Here is an 18153-nt window from a genome sequence, read left to right as displayed (position 1 = left end):
TCACGGATTGAGCCGCCTGCCGCGCATCACAGGGTAGGGCAAACAGATGGCAAACAAACTCGCACTCGGGCTGGTGATCGGCGGGGCGGTCAGCTCCACCGTGGGCTCGGCCTTCAAAGAGGTGGAAGGGCGAATCAAGAAACTGGAAGCCGCCGGGGCCAAGGCCCGGGTGATGCAACGCCAGATCGGCGACACCATCCGGTTGCGCAACGAATGGAAAAAAGCCCACGACACCGGCGCCGCCGGCGCTTCAACACTCCTGAACAAACTCAATGCCAACCTCGACAGCTTGCGCAAACAAGGGATCGAGGTCGGGCGGCTCGACAAGGCCTATCAGGCGCTGGGTCGCACCGCGCAGCAAGTGGACCTGAAAGCCAAGGGTCACACGCAAATCAACCAAGGCCGGGCCACGGTCAAAAGCAGCATTGGCAAGGCCGCTGTCGGCGTGGCTGCACTGGCTGTCCCGACCAAAGTCAGCGCCGATTACAACGCAATCATCCGTGACATCGCGATCAAGGCCGGCGTGGCCAATGCACCGCAAGAACAACAGATGTCGCGCACCATCATCATCACTTCGCGTGACACCGGACTGGCCCGCAACGAAGTGGCCAACGTGGTCAACGAGCTGGTGGGTGCCGGCATGGACTTGGCCAAGGCACTGGAATACGCGCCGGTGGCGGCCAAGTTCGTGGTGGGCCAAGGTTCGGGCAGTGCTGAAACGGCGAAGATGATCAACGCCCTGGGGCAGAACGCCAAGATCACTGACGCCAAAGAGATGCAGCAGGCACTGGAAGCCATTGCCTTTCAAGGGCAGGCGGGCAGTTTTGAAGCCAGCGACATGGCGCGCTGGTTTCCTGAACTGTTGGCCAACATGGGCAAGCTCGGCATCACCGGTATGGATGCGGTGACCCAACTGGGCGCCATGCTCCAGGTGCAAATGAAAACGGCGGGCGGCGCCGACGAAGCGGCCAACAACATCAAAAACTGGATGGACAAAATCGGGTCGTCACAGACCGTTGATGCCTACAGTAAAGCCGGTATCGACTACGAAGGCTCGATGCGTACAGGCCTGCAAGAAGGCATGTCCACGCTTGAGTCAAGCATGGCATTGGCCAAGAAATACATCGAGCAGACCGACCCCAAGCGCGCCGCCCAAATGGCCGAAGCCACCGCGCAAATCAGCAAGGAAGCCAACCCCGAAAAAGCCAAGGCCATGATGGCCTCGCTGGAACAGGCATTGCGCACCGGCGACATCTTTTCGGATATGCAGGTCAAGGCTGCGCTCACGGCCTATATGCAAAACAAGGAGCTGTACGGCCAGCTCAAACGCGAGTCCCGCGATGCCAGCGGCATCCTCGACAAAAACCTCAGCGAGCGCCGCGAATCCTCGTCGCAGAAATGGGCGGAAATGGCCCAGTCGATGGACGACGCCATGCGCTCGGTGGGCGACGCGATTAGGCCGATCACCGATGGCGTGGCCGAAGGGCTTACCTCGGTGGCCAAGGGAATCACCGCACTCAGCGACCGCACCCCGGGCTTGGCAATGGGGCTGACCGTGCTGGCCGGTGGTGCCCTGACCCTGCAAGGGTTGTGGGGCTCACTGAAAATCGGCAAGGGCTTGTTTAACCTCGCCCGGGGCGCGATGGGTGGCCGTGATGGGAAAGGTGTGCAAAAGGTCTTTGTCACCAACGCCGGCGAGGGCGATGACAAGGAGGAGGGCAAAGGCTCCAAAGTTCTGGCCCTCGCCGAAATTGGCCTCAAAGCCTTCGCCGGCAAAAAAGACGGTGACGACAATACCGCCGAAGGGGATGACGCAGACAACGAGAGCAAAGGTTTCAACCCCATCGAAACCGGCCTCAAAGTGCTGGATGTGTTCCGCGAAGCCAAAAACGACGAAGACGGCGGTGACGACTCCGGGCCGCAAAAGGTCTTTGTCGTTAACGCTGCTGCGATGGGGGGAGGTGGTGCTGGTGGCCAAGGCCGCCGTCGTCGCGGCAGCAACCGCAACACGCGTCGACGCGGTGGCGGTCCGCCACGGCCACCTCGGCCTCCGGTACCGCCCGTTCCACCTATCCCGGCAAGCCGTACCGCGCGGGCAATGGGACTGATCGGTAAAGCCAGCAAAGTGATCCCGGGTGCCGCCTTGTTTGAAGGCGTTATGAAAGGCGTTGACACCTTCCAAAACGCTGAAACGCAGAACGAGAAAGCCGAAGGCTATGGCGCAGCAGCGGGCAACATGGCCGGTGCATTGGCAGGCGCTGCCGCCGGCGCGGCCATAGGTTCTGTGGTGCCCATCTTGGGCACGGCGGTGGGTGGTCTGATTGGCGGTTTGCTCGGCAGCATGGGCGGCGAGTCGCTGGGTATCAGCTTGGGTAAATCCTGGTTCGGCAGCGATGATGAAAAGCCCGCCGAACCTGAGAAGCCTCAAGCCAAGCCAGCGGGTGACATGCCGGCGCCGGTGGTTGTTAGCCCTGTGCCGTATGACCGGCGTGGCCCGAATGTACAAAATCCCTTTGTACTGCCGGACGTGAACACCACACCACGCTTCCCGGGCACGGATCGAGTGCGTCCATCACCCATGCAACAGGACAGGGCTCCCAGCCAGGACGCGCCTCGCTTGATGCCCGGCGCGGTCAACATGGGCGACGTGGTGCGTTCGTTCGCAAACGCCACACCGCCTGTGCCGCTGGTCATGCCGCCGAAGGTTGAACCAGTGCTCAAGGTCGAACCGCCGAAAATCAATCAAAAAATTGATGTCAACGCGGCGCTGTCCGTCACGGTGCAAGGCGACGTCAAAGACCCAGCCGCGTTGGCTCGGGAATTACAACCGCACCTGCAACGGCAGATCGAGCAAATCAACCAGCAAATGTCGAACCGCAACCTCTACGACGAACCGCACCTCTGATTAAGGAGACGACATGGCCTATATGGAACAGCTGCTGGCAGGCTTGAAATACCTGACCGCCGCCGGCGAAACCGGGCGGCGCAGTCTCGACGGCATGCTCGGCCCGGTGAATGGCGCCATCAACGAAATCACCGGCGCTGCGTCCGAGCTGGACGACTTGCCCTTTATCGGCCCCGCAGTCGGGGCCAAGGTTCAACGGCTGATGCGCGGGGTCAGTGCCGCTCAAGCCAAAGCGGGAGCGGTGGTGGCCACCTACAACAAAGCCACCCGGGCCGCCTCACAAATCGATGAACGTCTCGGCGTCCTCAAGGAACAGACTGGCAAAGCCGCGACGGCCCTCAACAAAATTGCCGGCAATGTCAGCCCCTCGCTGGCTAACATCATCCCGACCGGCGCCTTTGGCATAGACGCCACCCCAGCGGCCGAAGCGGTCAAACCGTTCCCGCACCTGCTGATCATGCAATCGCTCAAACCGGGCTCAACCCCGTTCTACTTCAACCTGGACACCGCTGCGTTTGACGAACTCAAACGCTCCAGCGAATACCGCTGGGCCTCGCAAGAACGCCTCAGCCGTCGACCGGCTCAACAGGCAGTCGGCATGGGCGAAGAACGCATCACCCTCAGCGGCTCGATTTTTGGGGGGTTCAAAGGCGGCATCAAACAACTCGACACCCTGCGCAGCATCGGTGCTCAGCTACAACCGCTGGGCCTGATCACCGGCTACGGCGACGTACTGGGCAACTGGTGTTTAAAAAACATAGAAGAAGAACAAAGCGCGCTGCTGCAAGGCGGCATCCCGCGTAAACAGGGCTTTACCTTGGAGTTTGTGCGCTATGGCGACGACCTGCAGAACTCATAGCGGTGACGTGCTCGACACCCTCTGCCAGAACTACTACGGCCACCTCAACGGCACCGTTGAAGCCGTGCTCGATGCCAACCAAGGGCTGGCCGATGAGGCACAGCCCTTTCGGGTGGGGGTGATTATTCACCTGCCGGATTTGCCGGTACCGAGTGATGAGGTGGTGATGCTGTGGGGTTAGTCACAGTAGGTTGTTCGATCAAGTATTTCAGTGCTGCGTGGAGTCCATCTTTTACAAATACATCAGTCGCGTGAGCTGTTTGAATCTGGAGCTTAATTCCGGTAGAAAGAATTTTTTTAAGCTCGGCTTTATCCTTTGGTGCGTCGTGAGTAACCGATAAAATATGAAGTTGCTCATCAATCACAGAGTGCAGTTTTTCAAGGTTTAAAGTCTTTAATCCTTGCTGTCTGTAAATTTCTCCGACAATTTCCTTTTGAAGATGTTTTGCACGTGAGATTGTGTCAATCATAAAACTTCCTTGTGAGAGTTTGTGTAGAAAAGTAGTTAACACATTCTTGCATTTTTTTGACTAAATGCCAGCCCGCCTTGAAGCGGGCTTTTTCTTGTCCGGAATTAGCCCATGAGCCCAATATTCCGCATCGTCGCAGACGGTGCCGACATCACAGCACTGATCAATGATCGCCTACTTTTACTGCGTACTACCGACAAACCCGGAATGGAGTCCGACGACTTTGAACTGCGCATTGATGACCGCGACAGCGCCGTGACGCTGCCCAGTCGCGGGGCCAGCATTGAAGTGTTTCTCGGCTACAACGGCAGTGCGTTAACCCGGCTCGGGCGCTACACCGTGGACGAGGTCGAACTGTCCGGCCCACCCGATACGCTGGTAATCCGAGGCAAAGCCAGCGACATGCGCGGCAGTGGCAAGACCACCCGCAGTGGTAGTTGGGAAGGTGTGAGCTTGAGCAGCATCGTCAATGACGTAGCCGCACGTAATGGCTGGTCGCCGGTGTGCCCGGTCAACACGGTCGTGCCTCGCGCAGATCAGCTCAGAGAATCCGACTTCAACTTCATCACCCGACTCTCCAAGCAGTTCGACTGCACCGCCAAGGTGGCGGATGGCAAGTTGCTGGTCATGCCCAGACAAGGCGGGCAAAGCGCGAGCGGCACGGCGCTGGGCACCATCACCCTCACGCGCAGCGACGTCAGCCGCTGGCAATTTCGTCTCACTGATCGCAGCACCCACAAAGCCGTCAGCACCCAGCATCAAGACAAAAAGACCGGTCAGTTGAAGGTTGTCACCCTGGACAACGACGAGTCCCCGGATGGCCTGCCGCCCGTGCATACCGACCGTCACATCTACCCGAACAAGTCCGCCGCCGAACAAGCGGCCAAGGCGCGGCTATCAGCCTTCAATCGCTCGACCGCAGCGGTACGTCTGGAGATGCCCGGCCGTACGGATCTGTATGCCGAACGAACCATCAACGCCCAAGGCTTCAAGTCCGGGCTGGATGGCGAGTACCTGGTGGACTCGGTGGAGCAGGTCTTCACCCAAAGCGGCTGGAGCACCACCGTCGAATGCAACGGCGGCAAAAAGGGCAAAGCCAAGGCCAAAGGCAAGAAGCCCAAAGCCCCACTCAAAGTCGTATCGCTAAAAGCAGAGTAAACCCACACCCAGCCGGCCATGAGCGGGCGTTATCCTTAGGGCAAGCCTATGTCGATCACCCAACAACAACTCCAGCAGATCCTCCCCAACGCCGGCCAAACAGCCGGCGTTTTTGTTCCTGTGCTAAACACCGCGATGGTCCGCTTCCAGATCGTCGGCCCGAAACGCATCGCCGCCTTTATCGCCCAGATCGGCCACGAGTCCGGCCAGTTCCGCTACGTCCGCGAACTGGGTAATGACCAATACCTGAGCAAATATGACACCGGCTCACTGGCCAAGCGCTTGGGCAACACCCCCGAGGCGGATGGTGACGGTCAAAAATATCGAGGCCGTGGCCTGATCCAGATCACCGGCCGGGCCAACTACATGATGTGCGGCGAAGCGCTGGCCCTTGACCTGATCAACCAACCCGAACTGCTGGAAAAGCCGCAGCACGCCTGCATGTCAGCGGCATGGTTTTGGGCGAGCAGGGGGCTCAATACCTTGGCCGACGCGGGTCAGTTCGACACCATCACCCGTCGCATCAACGGCGGTCAGAACGGCGCAGCAGATCGTCAGGCGCTGTATGCCCGTGCCCTCAAGGTGTTGGCATGAAGCTCGACGCGATGAAGTGGGGAGGGGCATTGCTGCTGATGCTCGGCCTTATGGGTGGCAGTGCATGGGCGGCATGGGCGTGGCAGGCCAACGCCTACGGCCAGCAACTGGCCAAGCAAGAAGCTACCCACCAAACAACCCTGACCCATCTGGCCAATGCCAACTCAGCGCTAATCATCGCGGAGCAGGGCAAACGTCTCGCCCTGGAGCAATGGCTGGCAGCCAGCGACCAAGCCCACTACCGAGTTCTGACTGATGCGAAAACCACTCAAACCCGCCTGCGTGATCGGATTGCTACTGCTGACCTGCGGTTGTCAGTCCTACTCAACACCACCACAAATGATCGTGACGGAATGCAAGCCTCCACCGTCCCCGGCGGCGTGGTTCATGGAACCGCGAGAGCCCAACTTGACCGAGCGCATGCTCAACGAATTATCGGAGTCACCGGCGACGGCGACCAAGGACTGATCGCGCTGCAAGCCTGTCAGGCCTACGCCAAAGAAGTCTCACACACGAAATAAAAGGAGCGACCGAAGCTGGATGCGTCAACATCCAGCCCGGCCACCAAACCCGCAGATTAGCCCTGCAAGCCCAGTCAAGGCTCCTGCTTCGTGCACAAAGCGGAGCGAGCCTAACACCTGTCTATCCATACAGTAAAGGTCTTGCAAAAAATGTCATCACCCATCATTCCTTGGATGGGCGGCAAACGCCGCCTCGCCGACCGCCTTATCCCCCTGTTCCCACCCCACGAATGCTATGTCGAAGTCTTCGCCGGCGGCGGGGCACTCTACTTCCTGCGCCCGCAGCCTGCTCCAGTCGAAGTGCTCAACGACATCAACGGCGACCTGGTGACCCTTTACCGCGTGGTGCAGAACCATTTGGAAGAATTCGTGAGGCAATTTAAGTGGGCCCTTAGCTCACGGCAGATTTTCGAGTGGCAAAAAATGACCCGCCCGGAAACCTTGACCGACATCCAGCGTGCGGCGAGATTCTTCTACCTGCAGCACCATGCCTTCGGTGGCAAGGTTTCAGGTCAGAGTTTCGGTACCGCAACGACAGCCCCTGCAATCAACCTGCTGCGCATTGAGGAGAACCTGTCTGCAGCCTGGCAGCGCCTGGCCGGCACCTACGTTGAAAACCTGCCCTGGCTTGAGTGCGCAGAGCGCTACGACCGGCCACACACCTTCCACTACATGGATCCGCCTTACTGGCAGACGGCTGGATACGGCGTCGACTTCCCGTTTGAAAACTACGAGCGCATGGCTGACTTTATGCGGCGCTGCAAAGGCAAAGTGATGGTCAGCATCAACGATCACCCGGATATTCGGCGGGTGTTTACGGGGTTTCATTTTGAGACGACCGAGATCCGGTACACGACCACGAATCAGCGGCAGGGGAAGGCTGAGGTGACGGGGGAGTTGATTGTGATGAATTGGGAACCGGAAGCTTTGGGAGGGTTATTTTAGGTTGGAAAGGCTGAATCCGATAGCAGTCCGTAACGAAGGGCTGCTATCGGCCAAAAGCAGACGACCTGCGCGTCTCTGATTCGTCAGATGGCGAACACTGCCACTTGTCTCGGCTTGTAGCGTATGAGGGAGATCGAAACGACCTTTCTTGTTCCTGCATTAGTCGCGTTGGAGAAATCAGTAGAGTAGTCGACGTGAGCCTCTTTACTGGCTACCTTGAGGTCTCGCTGAGTAGCTTGGCAAGCCTACAAGCACCCAAAAATTAAAAACATGGTTCGTTATGGAAAGCAAAACAATTAAGGAAAGCGGGTACTTTTGGTGGCGAAATGAGCCGATTCCTGAGGACGACATTGTCCCGGAGTCAGCAGTAGCAGGTGATTTGATAATTACTGATGACGGACGAATAAGTATTGAGCTACATGGATATTTACCTTCAGCGGATCACCCGATGTCCAGAATTTTTGTGGGATCCGGAAATTCATGCCCTGATATTGAAGGCCGACTCAAGAACTCAAGCGAGCATGTACTATTGACGGACGTCCATACCCAAGGAGGCAAAGCATCCTTCGGTGGAATTTCTTATGAAAACTATGGAGCAACAAATTGCTTAATTGGTTCTAAACCGTTCCCCGAATCGAAAGGGGAAATAATGTTTGATGGCCTTTCAATTCCGCTGACTGGATTTGAGGACTGGCTAGGCTTAGGCTCCATTGAAACGAGTAGAACAAAAAGAAAGCTAATAGCAACCCATAAGAAACAGAAAAATATTAAATACACACTAGAAGATAGAAGTACTATATCAGTAGAGTTTGACTTGCTAGCCCCAATGTTCGGCAATCAGAAAAATCACGTGATAAATATCGCTGAAAAAGTCAGCTTTAAATATCTATCCAAGCCCAAAAAAACTTCCTCGGAACTTAAGAAGTACTTTTCCTCAATCACGGATTTGTTCTTAGTTTTAACTGGTTCAGACTACAATGTGGAGTGGCCATTTCTAACGATAGGCCGTACTGTAAGCAGCACCAAATCATACAGGTTTTATTTTTTACGATCTAGAACCTCAGCCGCTCCACCCACACGCCATAATTGCTTGTTAACATTCCCAGCTATTCGAGAAGAATTTGGTCATCTTTTTCAACAGTGGCAAATTAAAAGGGAGGAGTTAGGGCCCGGAATGAGCCTGTATCTAGGAACGCGCCGTGGCGTCGAGCTATACGTTGAGCATCGATTTGTTAATTTAATATGGGGGCTCGAATCGTTGCATCGCACACTAAATAAAGACTCGCCTCCCACGAAGCTAGAGCTGAAAGCTCAACGTATCATTGGGCAAATAAAATTGGCCAAGGATCGAAAATGGTTGGAGGCTAAACTTGAGTATTCTGCTGAGCCCTCTCTCGCCGAACGCTTGGTTGAATGTATAAAACTTTTGCCTTTAAACTTTACAGCTCAATCACTTCGCGATTTTTGTAACGAATGCGCTGTCAAACGTAATGACATTTCACATTTTGGAGGGCAGCGTGCGCCAGGAGGTTATGAGGACTTTCTAGGAAAAATCTACTCGCTAAACAATGCCCTTAGTAATATCTATCCCGCTATAATTCTGAAGTTATGCGGAGTGAATGACTTGCTTTTACTCAACATGCTAAGCACTGGCCGCGCGTCCAGTAGAATCAGGTACACCCTTAACGAAGTGGGACTCCATATCAAAGAGGGCAAACTAACTTGACCCATCACCAAATCCTCAAAAGCAAGAGAAACTAGGCAGATACCGTATTAAAATTGCCTCCTGCTTCAAAAGTGCGGTCATCGTCACATGACAGTTATTGGCCTAGTCTCCGTCCGCTCCGAAGGGCTGTTAACGGTCCAGGTTGTGTGAAAACGCATGCACCGTTTTGAATCGCCGAAGCCCTGACAGGGCTTTTTTCTCGCCTTCGGTTTGGGATGTGCTGGTAACACTCGTAGCTCATCTGGCAGCATCGCAGACCTACAGACACACGAGAGGGACGGCAGTGAGCTTTGACAGAAAGGACGATAAGCTGAAGACAGCGTGGATTTGGATCGCTTTCATCATCGCCATACTCGGCGCGATTCTCTTCACTACCTATGGAATGATGCTGGGGTCTATCTCACACGACCATGCGGCTTGGTCGAGCTTCGGTTCACTGCTCAGCGGTTTCTTCATGGTCGCGTCAACCGGGGCAACCGTTGCGACCCTGCTATTCCTTGCACACCAAAACCGACAGATTCAGAAGACCAATGAGGATCAGCAGAAGGTCACTCAGCAGCAACTGGCTGCGATGAATTTCGAGCAATACATCAACCATCGCCGCCTTTTCATGGATAGGCTCAGAGAGCTGGAGAACTCTTTCGAGAACAAATTCGTATTTGTTGACGGGGAAAACCTCTACAACTGGATTTTTCCTCTAAACAGCCCGGTTCACCTCGACTTCAAGGCTGAGCCTGTGAGCACCGCCGAGCGTGAGAATCTTCTCGGTCGTCTGCAAGCGCGTCTCAAAAGGCTTGATGAGTTTCTTGATCAAGCAACATGGGACTACAGCGGCACTCGAGAGGTGATTACTCTCATAATGCACATCAACGGAGATCTTGGCATACGTTGGACCGGTGAGGTGTTCGATGGAGACATGCGCCTTCTCGGGTTTCAGACGGGAATTAATATCTACTCACTCGATGAGTTTCTTCGTATTGCGAAGGTTATCGCCAGCGCATTCCTCTTCTATTCCGGGAACCCACGGTTTGAAGGGTTAAACAAATCGCTGATGCGCTATTCCAGAGAAGCCCTTATGGAGTTTTTCCTCGACAGACGCGACTATCGTGATGCGTTAGAAGTAGTAAAGGTCATACCGGGCTTGGAGGTCATTGAAAGGCTATATTTTGATATTGATCGACTCAGGGCTGCGGACCACTCTTGGATTCTAAAAAACACCTACTCAACGTTGTTAGAGGTTTTTCGTAGTCGCAACGATGTTATTAAATTGCGTGACCGGGCTTTTTACGAAAGCTTCGTGAGCATAGGTTGTAATGAAACGGCTTTAGGGTTGAGCAATATGAGCGCTGACGACGAAGACTATGCCTTGATGAAGCGCTGTCATGAGGATTTCAACCACCTGCTGACGCTTGGGCTGTGAATTCCGACTGGATGATTTAAGGAGCTTTAAGTGCAAGAAATCAACCCTACACAGGTCCGGTTTATCAAGCTCGGTGAGGGCGGAGAGTGGGAGGCGTCCTGCATAGCGGAAGGAGTTATCAGGCTTGGGTATCATAGCCCTCATCATCAAGACTCGCTCGACGGGAACTGGTATGCAGTGCGTCAATTCTGGTTCAACGCAAGGAAAGGCAACGGGGCCACTACCTCAAGTTCTGTGAATCAGATACGTGCTTTCTACGAGCTTGATGAGCATTGCCTCTGGATTACATTTTACAAAAAGCGCCTTTATTGGTGCTTTGCTGACACGAAGGTGGAAGAGCTTTTCGACCTGAGCCGGGTTCGTAATGTGATTGGCCAGTGGTCCTCATGTGACATCCACGGCAAGCCTTTGCGTGTCGAAAATATTGATGGCCGGGTCACTAAGGTGCAGGGCTATAGAGGGACTATCTGCTCGGTTGAGATGCAAGATTACCTAATCAAAAAAATCAACGGCCACACGATTGATCAGGTTCAGACCGCCAAGGACTCCTTGCAGAGGCTCAGGGATGAGGTCGAAGAGCTGATCAAAGGACTGTGGTGGCACGATTTTGAGTTGTTGATTGACCTTATTTTCTCCAAATCCGGCTGGCAGCGTTTTTCCGTGCTTGGCAAGACGGAGAAAGACATTGATCTCGACGTGTATTCCCCCGCTACCCAAAAGCGGGCCTTTGTGCAGATTAAATCATTCACGTCAAAATCTGATTTTGAATACTATTTGAAATCTTATGATGAGTATGAGCAGTTTGATGAGATGTATTTTATTTATCACACGTGCAAATATGACTTGGCTCCGACCGTTGAAGGGCGAAAAGATATACATCTATGGGATTTGAGCCGTATTGCTCGTCTTGTCGTAAGCTCTGGTCTGGTGGAGTGGCTTATTAACAAGCGGTCGTAAGGCATTACTAAAGCGTGATCGAGCTTAGTGAGTCGAGCCAACTTTTGTAGACACCCATGCCCGCTTCTAGCCGATTTTTGACGATCATGAACCGCTGTCCAGGCAGTCGGATAACAAACTTTGAGAGGCCGTTAACTAGGGCAATCTTAGGGCAAATGTGAGGCCTCATCAGGCCGGTATAGGCTTTAGATAGTGCACCAAATACTCTGCATTCACGGTCTGTAGCGGCCCGGAATGCACGCAGATAACGTTCGCATCCCTATCCTCAATTCTGAGTTTTCACCCCAGTAAAAGTGGTGCAGAGTTGATTGCACTGCATCCACCCTTTTCAGTTTCAAGCGAGCCCAATACTTACGCCAATACCTCGCTCTCTACTTCTTCTTGCTCAAGCTGATGACGTGTCCATTGCTGCTCAATCACGGGGTTTTCTCGGATTTGCTGTTCAATACGAATCGTCTCGCGATATTCGTGTGCTTCAGCTGCCATCGTCCAGAGGGTTTCAACGCCAAGGCTTTCAAGCTCAGTCCGAATCTCACTGATGCCAAGACGGAAAAATTCCTTACGTGGATTCACCTTGTTCATCTGACGGCGGAGGAAGTGGCGGTGCAGGGTTTTCTCGAGGCTAGGCGCATCATCGCTGAAAATCATCGCATGCACGTCGAACTCGAATGGAACACTTGCATCCCCAAGTTCACGAATGCGGTCTTTAGGTTCCAGACGGCGAGTCATGCCAATTTTGAAGACCTCCTCGCCAAACGAACCGACGTTAGAAATGACGTAAACATGGCCGGTTCTTGTTTGCTGTGCCATTGACAGAGCACGTTGGTTTTTCTCTTCTGCAGCCTGGAGCTTGAGTTCCAGCTCGCGCAGCTTGGCTTCGAACTCTACCCGCTGTGCATCATTGGCATTCGCTGCTTGCTGAAGAACCTTATCCATCGCTTTTTTGATGGTGTCCTCTTCCTTCACCGCGTCTTTCATTGCGCGTTCAAACTCACGGCGGGCTTTTTCCTCTTCACGTATTTGTTCGCGCAGTAGACGCTGCTCCTCGCGGTCTTGCTCTTTCAGCACGCGAGTTGTTGCGGCCCACTTCAGTTCCTCTAGGCGCGAGGCGAGGTATTCATCTGTGATACGTGCGTTTCTGAATGCGGTGCCGTTGTGGTTGACCAAGGCAAATGCATCCCGAATTTCTTGCTCAAGCTTGCCGTGGTTATCAGCTTTGTTTCTAGAAAGGATTGAATCGACTTTACCGTTGAACGCATCGATGACAAATCGGATGGCCGTGTCACGTCGATTTGCTTCTGCGTAATCACAAGTAGCAGCCCGGCCAGCCTTGACCATCCAGCGGCTCATATCACGTGCCGCTTTGAGTTTCTGGCCCGCTTCAGTGAAGGAAAACTCTTCTGCAAGATCATCCAGCAGATTGTAGGTCGGCACTATGTAAGCATCACCGTAGCCTTCGATGATGTTCTTCATCGCTTTTGCTGTGTCAGCAAATTCCTTTGCACGGTTCATGGCGCTGTAAGCGTCACCTGCAATTTCTTCTGCGCGTTTGTTGGCGGCTTCGACAATCCTGCTTGCAGTTGCGCGAGCTGAAGCCATTTCCATCTCGCTTGTAATCAGCTCTTCTTTTGCTATGCGTTTGGCTTCATGCAATTCGACTGCAGCAGCTATTTTCGAGTGGGCGAAAACACTCTCAGCTTGTGAGTTGAGTTCTTTGGCGTGCGCCTCCGCATCGATGATGGTTTGATACTTGGAAAGGGCGTCGACGCGATTCTGCAAGGCTGTATTTTCCTGCCCCTGGCGGTCAACACGGCTTAGTAGTGCTGAGTTTTCTTGCTGCTGGCGATCAATGATCTGCTCTCGTTGGCGAAGTTCAGCAGTTAGCTTGGCTGTGAGCTTTGTTTTTTTTATTGCGATGAACAGCAGCGCAAGGGTGCATAAGCCGAAAATGATGAGGAACAGTTCCATGTGATCTCACTCGAGCGATTTGTTAGATTTGTAATAGATGATGGCGGTTGGCTATCTAGGGGCGAGCAGGGTATCCGCCATTGGCGTCAAAGGGTAGGGGGAGTATTTGGTATTGGGCAAATCGGAGGTGTAGGACGGTTCTGATTTTGTTGTGTGTCAGGGCTTGAAGTGTTTGAAAGTATGTTGAGTTTTCTATAAACGGGTTGCAACATCAAGTATGCGCAAAACCCACCCTACAGCCCACGGTTTACCGTTTGCCAATGCACGAAAATCAGTGTTTTTTGTCAGCCAAAACAAATAGGTTTTTTGTTTATTTACAATTACTTACGCTGTTTTACGAGGGAACATGGGGTGCTAGGGGTCGAGTGTTCGAATCACTCCGTCCCGACCATATTTTTCAATGACTTAGCCACCTTTTGGGTGGCTTTTTCATTTCTACCCTAGTGACTTTTCGAGTGACCTTGGGTTTTCCTGTTACCCCTGCCTCCTCTTCAGGATCGTCAGCGCTGGTGCGCGTGAGTCGGTTACTGATACCTTGTTTGCAGCCTCAATCAGTTGGTCCAGCTCTGCCGCTGAGTAGTGACTGGTGATGCTGCCATTCTTATGGCCGAGCAATGCTTTGCGATCCTCCTCAGTCACGCCTGCTGCACGCAGCCTTCTGCCACAGGTGTGGAACCCGGATCGATGCGAAACCCGGCAGAGCAGGGCGCAGGTATTTCTCCTGCCATATCTTCAGTGCGCGTACCCGCGCCTTCTTCCAAGCCGAATCGTTCATCCGATGCATCTGGTGCCGTCATAGGGAAATACCCATTCCTTGCTCTGGCCGCGCTGCTGCTTGATGACTGACTGGGCCACACCATTCAGAACCACAAGACGATCCTCGCCGTTCTTCACGTCAGAGCTTTCAAGTCTCCCACCAAAGCCAGCCGGTATCACTAAAACACTAGTGCCCAACTCGGGCACAGCAATCTCTCAATCCCAACGCAGCTTGCAGACATCTTGCTCACGACAGCCGGTGTTCAACTTGAACATGGCCATACGTTGCAAGTGCGCTGGCAACTCAGTAAACAAGATCGACTGCTCTTCCAAAGAAAGCGGGTAGGGCTTGCGGCAGTTCGTCTTCTCATCCAATAGCGAGATCATCGGCACATGATCAAACCATGGTCTGCGCTCATCATCACACTATTTGCGTGCACATAAATTGTGGGCGTGGGCATGGTCGACGGATAGCTGGGACAACAGCTGGCGAGAGAAGGTTAATCGTTCCGGCGAATACCACTGGGCCTGACCACCGGCTACGGCGACGTACTGGGCAACGGGTGTTTAAAAAATATCGAAGAAGAACAAAGCGCGCTGCTGCAAGGCGGTATCCCGCGTAAGCAGGGCTTTACCTTGGAGTTTGTGCGCTATGGCGACGACCTGCAGAACCCATAGCGGCGATGTGCTCGACACCCTCTGCCAGAACTACTACGGCCACCTCAACGGCACCGTCGAAGCCGTGCTCGATGCCAACCAAGGGCTGGCCGATGAGGCGCAGCCGTTTCGGGTGGGGGTGATTATTCATCTGCCGGATGTGCCGGTGCCGAGTGATGAGGTGGTGATGCTGTGGGGTTAGTCATCCAAATCGGATTGCAGATCTGATTCGAAGTCTTGCCCGCCATAATAAATGCCCAGGATGTAAACCCGTTTGGCTTCAACGGTAAAGGCAATAACCGCACGCTTGCGATAGTTCGTGATCCGCAACCCTGGGCGAATGTCGTCGCGCAGATTGCCTCGGTGCGGAAATGTTTGAAGCTCTGAGCAATGGGTCACGATGGCATCGGTATAACGCTGGGCAATCTGCGGCGAGGCAGCAGAGGCAATATAACGATAGAGCGCCGTCAATTGCTCCAGGGCTTGCGGTGCAAATTCGACCGTGTATCCCATTACGATTGGGGCGTGGTGTTTTGATGTTCTGCGGCAAGCCGCGCGCGCACTTCGTCGATGCTTAGTGCTTGCGAGGGATCAGCTTTCAAGGCGTCGTATGCCGGAGCGACTTGGCCCACTAGCCAGTTCTCAAGAGCGCGGTCACGTGCCATCAGAGCACGCAGTCCGTCGCGAATCACTTCACTTTCAGTCGCGTATTCACCCGCTGCCACCTTGGCTTTTACCGCATCGGCCATTTGATTGGGTAGCGTGATGCTGAATTGTTGTGTGCTGCGCATGATGAGAGCCCCTTTTTAAACAGGATTTAATCCTACTCCATCCCTAAATTATCGCCTAGACCCGAGTCTCGTCGAATGACGTGCGGTCTGCTTTAACTTTAAATCTCGGTAAGGTTGTTAATTAGGGCAGTTCTAGCGGAGCTTAAGGTCTGTTAATGCCGATAAGGCTTGAGGCTGTGCATCCAATACTCCGCATTCACGGTCTGTAGCGGCGCGGAATGCACGCAGAAAACGTTCGAATCCCTATCCTATGTTTGGAATCTCCGCCCAAGTAGAAGTGGCGCAGAGTTGATTGCACTGCATCCACCCTTTTTGTTTCAAGCGAGCCCGATACTTACGCCAATACCTCGTTCTCTACTTCTTCATGCTCAAGCTGATGACGTGTCCATTGCTGCTCAATCACAGGGTTTTCCCGGATTTGCTGCTCAATACGAATCGTCTCGCGATATTCGTGTGCTTCAGCTGCCATCGTCCAGAGGGTTTCAACGCCAAGGCTTTCGAGTTCAGCCCGAATCTCACTGAGCCCAAGACGGAAAAATTCCTTACGTGGATTCACCTTATTCATCTGACGGCGAAGGAAGTGGCGGTGCAGGGTTTTCTCGAGGCTAGGCGCGTCATCACTGAAAATCATCGCATGCACGTCGAACTCGAATGGAACACTTGCATCCCCAAGTTCACGAATGCGGTCTTTAGGTTCCAGGCGACGAGTCATGCCAATTTTGAACACCTCCTCGCCAAACGAACCAACGTTAGAAATGACGTAAACATGGCCGGTTCTGGTTTGCTGCGCCATTGACAGAGCACGTTGGTTTTTCTCTTCTGCAGCTTGAAGCTTAAGTTCCAGCTCGCGCAGCTTGGCTTCGAACTCTACCCGCTGTGCATCGTTGGCATTCGCTGCTTGCTGAAGAACCTTATCCATCGCTTTTTTGATGGTGTCCTCTTCCTTCGCCGCGTCTTTCATTGCGCGTTCAAACTCACGGCGGGCTTTTTCCTCTTCGCGTATTTGTTCGCGCAGTAGACGCTGCTCCTCGCGGTCTTGCTCTTTCAGCACGCGAGTTGTTGCGGCCCACTTCAGTTCCTCTAGGCGCGAGGCGAGGTATTCATCTGTGATACGTGCGTTTCTGAATGCGGTGCCGTTGTGGTTAACCAAGGCAAATGCATCCCGAATTTCTTGCTCCAGCTTTCCGTGGTTATCAGCTTTGTTTCTAGAAAGGATTGAATCGACTTTACCGTTGAACGCATCGATGACAAATCGGATGGCCGTGTCACGTCGATTTGTTTCTGCGTAATCACAAGTAGCAGCCCGGCCAGCCTTGACCATCCAGCGGCTCATATCACGTGCCGCTTTGAGTTTCTGGCCCGCTTCAGTGAAAGAAAACTCTTCTGCAAGATCATCCAGCAGATTGTAGGTCGGCACTATGTAAGCATCACCGTAGCCTTCGATGATGTTCTTCATCGCTTTTGCTGTGTCAGCAAATTCCTTTGCACGGTTCATGGCGCTGTAAGCGTCACCTGCAATTTCTTCTGCGCGTTTGTTGGCGGCTTCGACAATCCTGCTCGCAGTTGCGCGAGCTGAAGCCATTTCCATCTCGCTTGTAATCAGCTCTTCTTTTGCTATGCGTTTGGCTTCATGCAATTCGACTGCAGCAGCTATTTTCGAGTGGGCGAAAACACTCTCAGCTTGTGCGTTGAGTTCTTTGGCGTGCGCCTCCGCATCGATGATGGTTTGATACTTGGAAAGGGCGTCGACGCGATTCTGCAAGGCTGTATTTTCCTGCTCCTGGCGGTCAACACGGCTTAGTAGAGCTGAGTTTTCTTGCTGCTGGCGATCAATGATCTGCTCTCGCTGGCGAAGTTCAGCAGTTAGCTTGGATGTGAGCTTTGTTTTTTTTATTGCGATGACCAGCAGCGCAAGGGTGCATAAGCCGAAAATGATGAGGAACAGTTCCATGTGATCTCACTCGAGCGATTTGTTAGATTTGTAATGGATGATGGCGCTTGGCTATCTAGGGGCGAGCAGGGTATCCGCCATTGGCGTCAAAGGGTAGGGGGAGTATTTGGTATTGGGGAAATCGGAGGTGTAGGACGGTTCTGATTTTGTTGTGTGCTAGGACTTGAAGTGTTTGAAAGTATTTTGAGTTTTCTATATGCGAGTTGCAGAGTCGTAACACACCAGGTCTGCGCAAAACCCACCCTACAGCCCACGGTTTACCGTTTGCCAATGCACGAAAATCAGTGTTTTTTGTCAGCCAAAACAAATATATTTGTTCTTTATTTACAATGACTTGCGAGATTTTACGAGCGAACATGGGGTGCTAGGGGTCGAGTGTTCGAATCACTCCGTCCCGACCATATTTTTCAATGACTTAGCCGCCTTTTAGGTGGCTTTTTCATTTCTGCCCTAGTGACTTTTCGAGTGACCTTGG

General features: G+C 53.4%; 16 protein-coding genes and 2 pseudogenes. 12 read left to right on the top strand and 6 right to left on the bottom strand.

The annotated features are described in order from the left end of the window. Positions 1-46 precede the first annotated feature (46 nt). From FJD38_RS00365 to FJD38_RS00355, 3 genes are read left to right on the top strand one after another with little or no spacing between them, the layout of a single operon-like run. Complete coding sequence (locus FJD38_RS00365; RefSeq protein WP_146383606.1) at positions 47-2905, top strand: phage tail tape measure protein; 2859 nt, start codon at positions 47-49, stop codon at positions 2903-2905. 13 nt (positions 2906-2918) lie between these two features. After that, positions 2919-3764, top strand: a complete 846-nt coding sequence (locus tag FJD38_RS00360; protein WP_146383605.1) for a phage tail protein — start codon at positions 2919-2921, stop codon at positions 3762-3764. Beyond that, entirely contained in the window at positions 3739-3945 is a 207-nt protein-coding gene (locus FJD38_RS00355; RefSeq protein WP_146383604.1) for a tail protein X, read from the top strand. The genes FJD38_RS00360 and FJD38_RS00355 overlap by 26 nt, the downstream gene beginning before the upstream one ends. Here FJD38_RS00355 and FJD38_RS00350 read toward each other — a convergent pair. After that, positions 3887-4234 (bottom strand): hypothetical protein, encoded by a 348-nt coding sequence (locus tag FJD38_RS00350; protein ID WP_146383603.1) that lies wholly within the window; start codon positions 4232-4234, stop codon positions 3887-3889. The two genes, FJD38_RS00355 and FJD38_RS00350, sit on opposite strands and share 59 nt — an antisense overlap. 111 nt (positions 4235-4345) lie before the next feature. On the opposite strand from FJD38_RS00350, the gene FJD38_RS00345 reads away from it, so the two are divergent. The 7 genes from FJD38_RS00345 (at position 4346) to FJD38_RS00315 (ending at position 11555) form a co-directional block, all read left to right on the top strand. Next, positions 4346-5392: a phage late control D family protein gene (locus FJD38_RS00345; RefSeq protein ID WP_146383602.1), complete on the top strand. Its 1047-nt coding sequence runs from the start codon at positions 4346-4348 to the stop codon at positions 5390-5392. 48 nt (positions 5393-5440) lie between these two features. Beyond that, positions 5441-5986, top strand: a complete 546-nt coding sequence (locus FJD38_RS00340) for a glycoside hydrolase family 19 protein (RefSeq protein ID WP_146383601.1) — start codon at positions 5441-5443, stop codon at positions 5984-5986. Continuing rightward, a complete protein-coding gene (locus FJD38_RS00335) occupies positions 5983-6507 on the top strand; it encodes a lysis system spanin subunit (protein ID WP_146383600.1) in 525 nt (174 codons plus the stop codon). The genes FJD38_RS00340 and FJD38_RS00335 overlap by 4 nt, the downstream gene beginning before the upstream one ends. 150 nt (positions 6508-6657) lie before the next feature. Next, entirely contained in the window at positions 6658-7452 is a 795-nt protein-coding gene (locus tag FJD38_RS00330) for a DNA adenine methylase (RefSeq protein ID WP_146383599.1), read from the top strand. Between the two features lie 280 nt (positions 7453-7732). Further along, positions 7733-9178, top strand: coding sequence for an ApeA N-terminal domain 1-containing protein (locus FJD38_RS00325; RefSeq protein ID WP_146383598.1), 1446 nt, complete (start codon positions 7733-7735; stop codon positions 9176-9178). Positions 9179-9461: 283 nt separating this feature from the next. Beyond that, positions 9462-10598: a hypothetical protein gene (locus tag FJD38_RS00320; protein ID WP_146383597.1), complete on the top strand. Its 1137-nt coding sequence runs from the start codon at positions 9462-9464 to the stop codon at positions 10596-10598. Positions 10599-10628: 30 nt separating this feature from the next. Then, the gene (locus FJD38_RS00315) at positions 10629-11555 is read left to right on the top strand and encodes a hypothetical protein (protein WP_146383596.1); all 927 of its coding nucleotides are present in this window, start codon (positions 10629-10631) and stop codon (positions 11553-11555) included. A 351-nt stretch (positions 11556-11906) separates the two neighbouring features. Here FJD38_RS00315 and FJD38_RS00310 read toward each other — a convergent pair whose 3' ends face one another. Both FJD38_RS00310 and FJD38_RS00305 read right to left on the bottom strand, forming a co-directional pair. Then, the gene (locus FJD38_RS00310; protein ID WP_146383595.1) at positions 11907-13523 is read right to left on the bottom strand and encodes an SNIPE associated domain-containing protein; all 1617 of its coding nucleotides are present in this window, start codon (positions 13521-13523) and stop codon (positions 11907-11909) included. A gap of 474 nt (positions 13524-13997) precedes the next feature. Then, positions 13998-14726 (bottom strand): annotated as a pseudogene (locus tag FJD38_RS00305) (tyrosine-type recombinase/integrase); the annotation flags it as partial. A 72-nt stretch (positions 14727-14798) separates the two neighbouring features. Here FJD38_RS00305 and FJD38_RS00300 point away from each other — a divergent pair. Together FJD38_RS00300 and FJD38_RS00295 are read left to right on the top strand one after the other, a co-directional pair. Then, positions 14799-14957: pseudogene (locus FJD38_RS00300) on the top strand (phage tail protein); the annotation flags it as partial. Next, positions 14932-15138 carry a tail protein X gene (locus FJD38_RS00295; RefSeq protein WP_146383594.1) on the top strand — a complete coding sequence of 69 codons (207 nt, stop codon included), beginning with the start codon at positions 14932-14934 and terminating at the stop codon, positions 15136-15138. The pseudogene FJD38_RS00300 and the gene FJD38_RS00295, both read left to right, overlap by 26 nt. On the opposite strand, the gene FJD38_RS00290 is transcribed toward FJD38_RS00295, so the two are convergent. From FJD38_RS00290 to FJD38_RS00280, 3 genes are all read right to left on the bottom strand, one after another. Continuing rightward, positions 15135-15449, bottom strand: a complete 315-nt coding sequence (locus FJD38_RS00290) for a type II toxin-antitoxin system RelE/ParE family toxin (RefSeq protein WP_146383593.1) — start codon at positions 15447-15449, stop codon at positions 15135-15137. The genes FJD38_RS00295 and FJD38_RS00290 overlap by 4 nt on opposite strands. Continuing rightward, positions 15449-15727: a ribbon-helix-helix domain-containing protein gene (locus FJD38_RS00285; protein WP_146383592.1), complete on the bottom strand. Its 279-nt coding sequence runs from the start codon at positions 15725-15727 to the stop codon at positions 15449-15451. Before FJD38_RS00285 ends, FJD38_RS00290 begins: the two co-directional genes overlap by 1 nt. Before the next feature lie 334 nt (positions 15728-16061). Next, positions 16062-17678, bottom strand: a complete 1617-nt coding sequence (locus tag FJD38_RS00280; RefSeq protein WP_146383591.1) for an SNIPE associated domain-containing protein — start codon at positions 17676-17678, stop codon at positions 16062-16064. Positions 17679-18153 lie beyond the last annotated feature (475 nt).

Origin of the sequence: Pseudomonas saxonica (assembly GCF_007858365.1) — a bacterium.
Taxonomy (GTDB): Bacteria; Pseudomonadota; Gammaproteobacteria; order Pseudomonadales; family Pseudomonadaceae; genus Aquipseudomonas; species Aquipseudomonas saxonica.
The sequence above is the reverse complement of the archived record's forward strand: the minus strand, read 5'-3'. Positions and strand labels throughout refer to the sequence as shown.

Excerpts from the sequence above, each read along its gene's own strand:
- FJD38_RS00325 (WP_146383598.1), top strand. The coding sequence starts at position 7,733 with ATGGAAAGCAAAACAATTAAGGAAAGCGGGTACTTTTGGTGGCGAAAT.
- FJD38_RS00290 (WP_146383593.1), bottom strand. The coding sequence starts at position 15,449 with ATGGGATACACGGTCGAATTTGCACCGCAAGCCCTGGAGCAATTGACG.
- FJD38_RS00310 (WP_146383595.1), bottom strand. The coding sequence starts at position 13,523 with ATGGAACTGTTCCTCATCATTTTCGGCTTATGCACCCTTGCGCTGCTG.
- FJD38_RS00335 (WP_146383600.1), top strand. The coding sequence starts at position 5,983 with ATGAAGCTCGACGCGATGAAGTGGGGAGGGGCATTGCTGCTGATGCTC.
- FJD38_RS00360 (WP_146383605.1), top strand. The coding sequence starts at position 2,919 with ATGGCCTATATGGAACAGCTGCTGGCAGGCTTGAAATACCTGACCGCC.
- FJD38_RS00365 (WP_146383606.1), top strand. The coding sequence starts at position 47 with ATGGCAAACAAACTCGCACTCGGGCTGGTGATCGGCGGGGCGGTCAGC.
- FJD38_RS00330 (WP_146383599.1), top strand. The coding sequence starts at position 6,658 with ATGTCATCACCCATCATTCCTTGGATGGGCGGCAAACGCCGCCTCGCC.
- FJD38_RS00340 (WP_146383601.1), top strand. The coding sequence starts at position 5,441 with ATGTCGATCACCCAACAACAACTCCAGCAGATCCTCCCCAACGCCGGC.
- FJD38_RS00280 (WP_146383591.1), bottom strand. The coding sequence starts at position 17,678 with ATGGAACTGTTCCTCATCATTTTCGGCTTATGCACCCTTGCGCTGCTG.
- FJD38_RS00350 (WP_146383603.1), bottom strand. The coding sequence starts at position 4,234 with ATGATTGACACAATCTCACGTGCAAAACATCTTCAAAAGGAAATTGTC.
- FJD38_RS00285 (WP_146383592.1), bottom strand. The coding sequence starts at position 15,727 with ATGCGCAGCACACAACAATTCAGCATCACGCTACCCAATCAAATGGCC.
- FJD38_RS00355 (WP_146383604.1), top strand. The coding sequence starts at position 3,739 with ATGGCGACGACCTGCAGAACTCATAGCGGTGACGTGCTCGACACCCTC.
- FJD38_RS00345 (WP_146383602.1), top strand. The coding sequence starts at position 4,346 with ATGAGCCCAATATTCCGCATCGTCGCAGACGGTGCCGACATCACAGCA.
- FJD38_RS00295 (WP_146383594.1), top strand. The coding sequence starts at position 14,932 with ATGGCGACGACCTGCAGAACCCATAGCGGCGATGTGCTCGACACCCTC.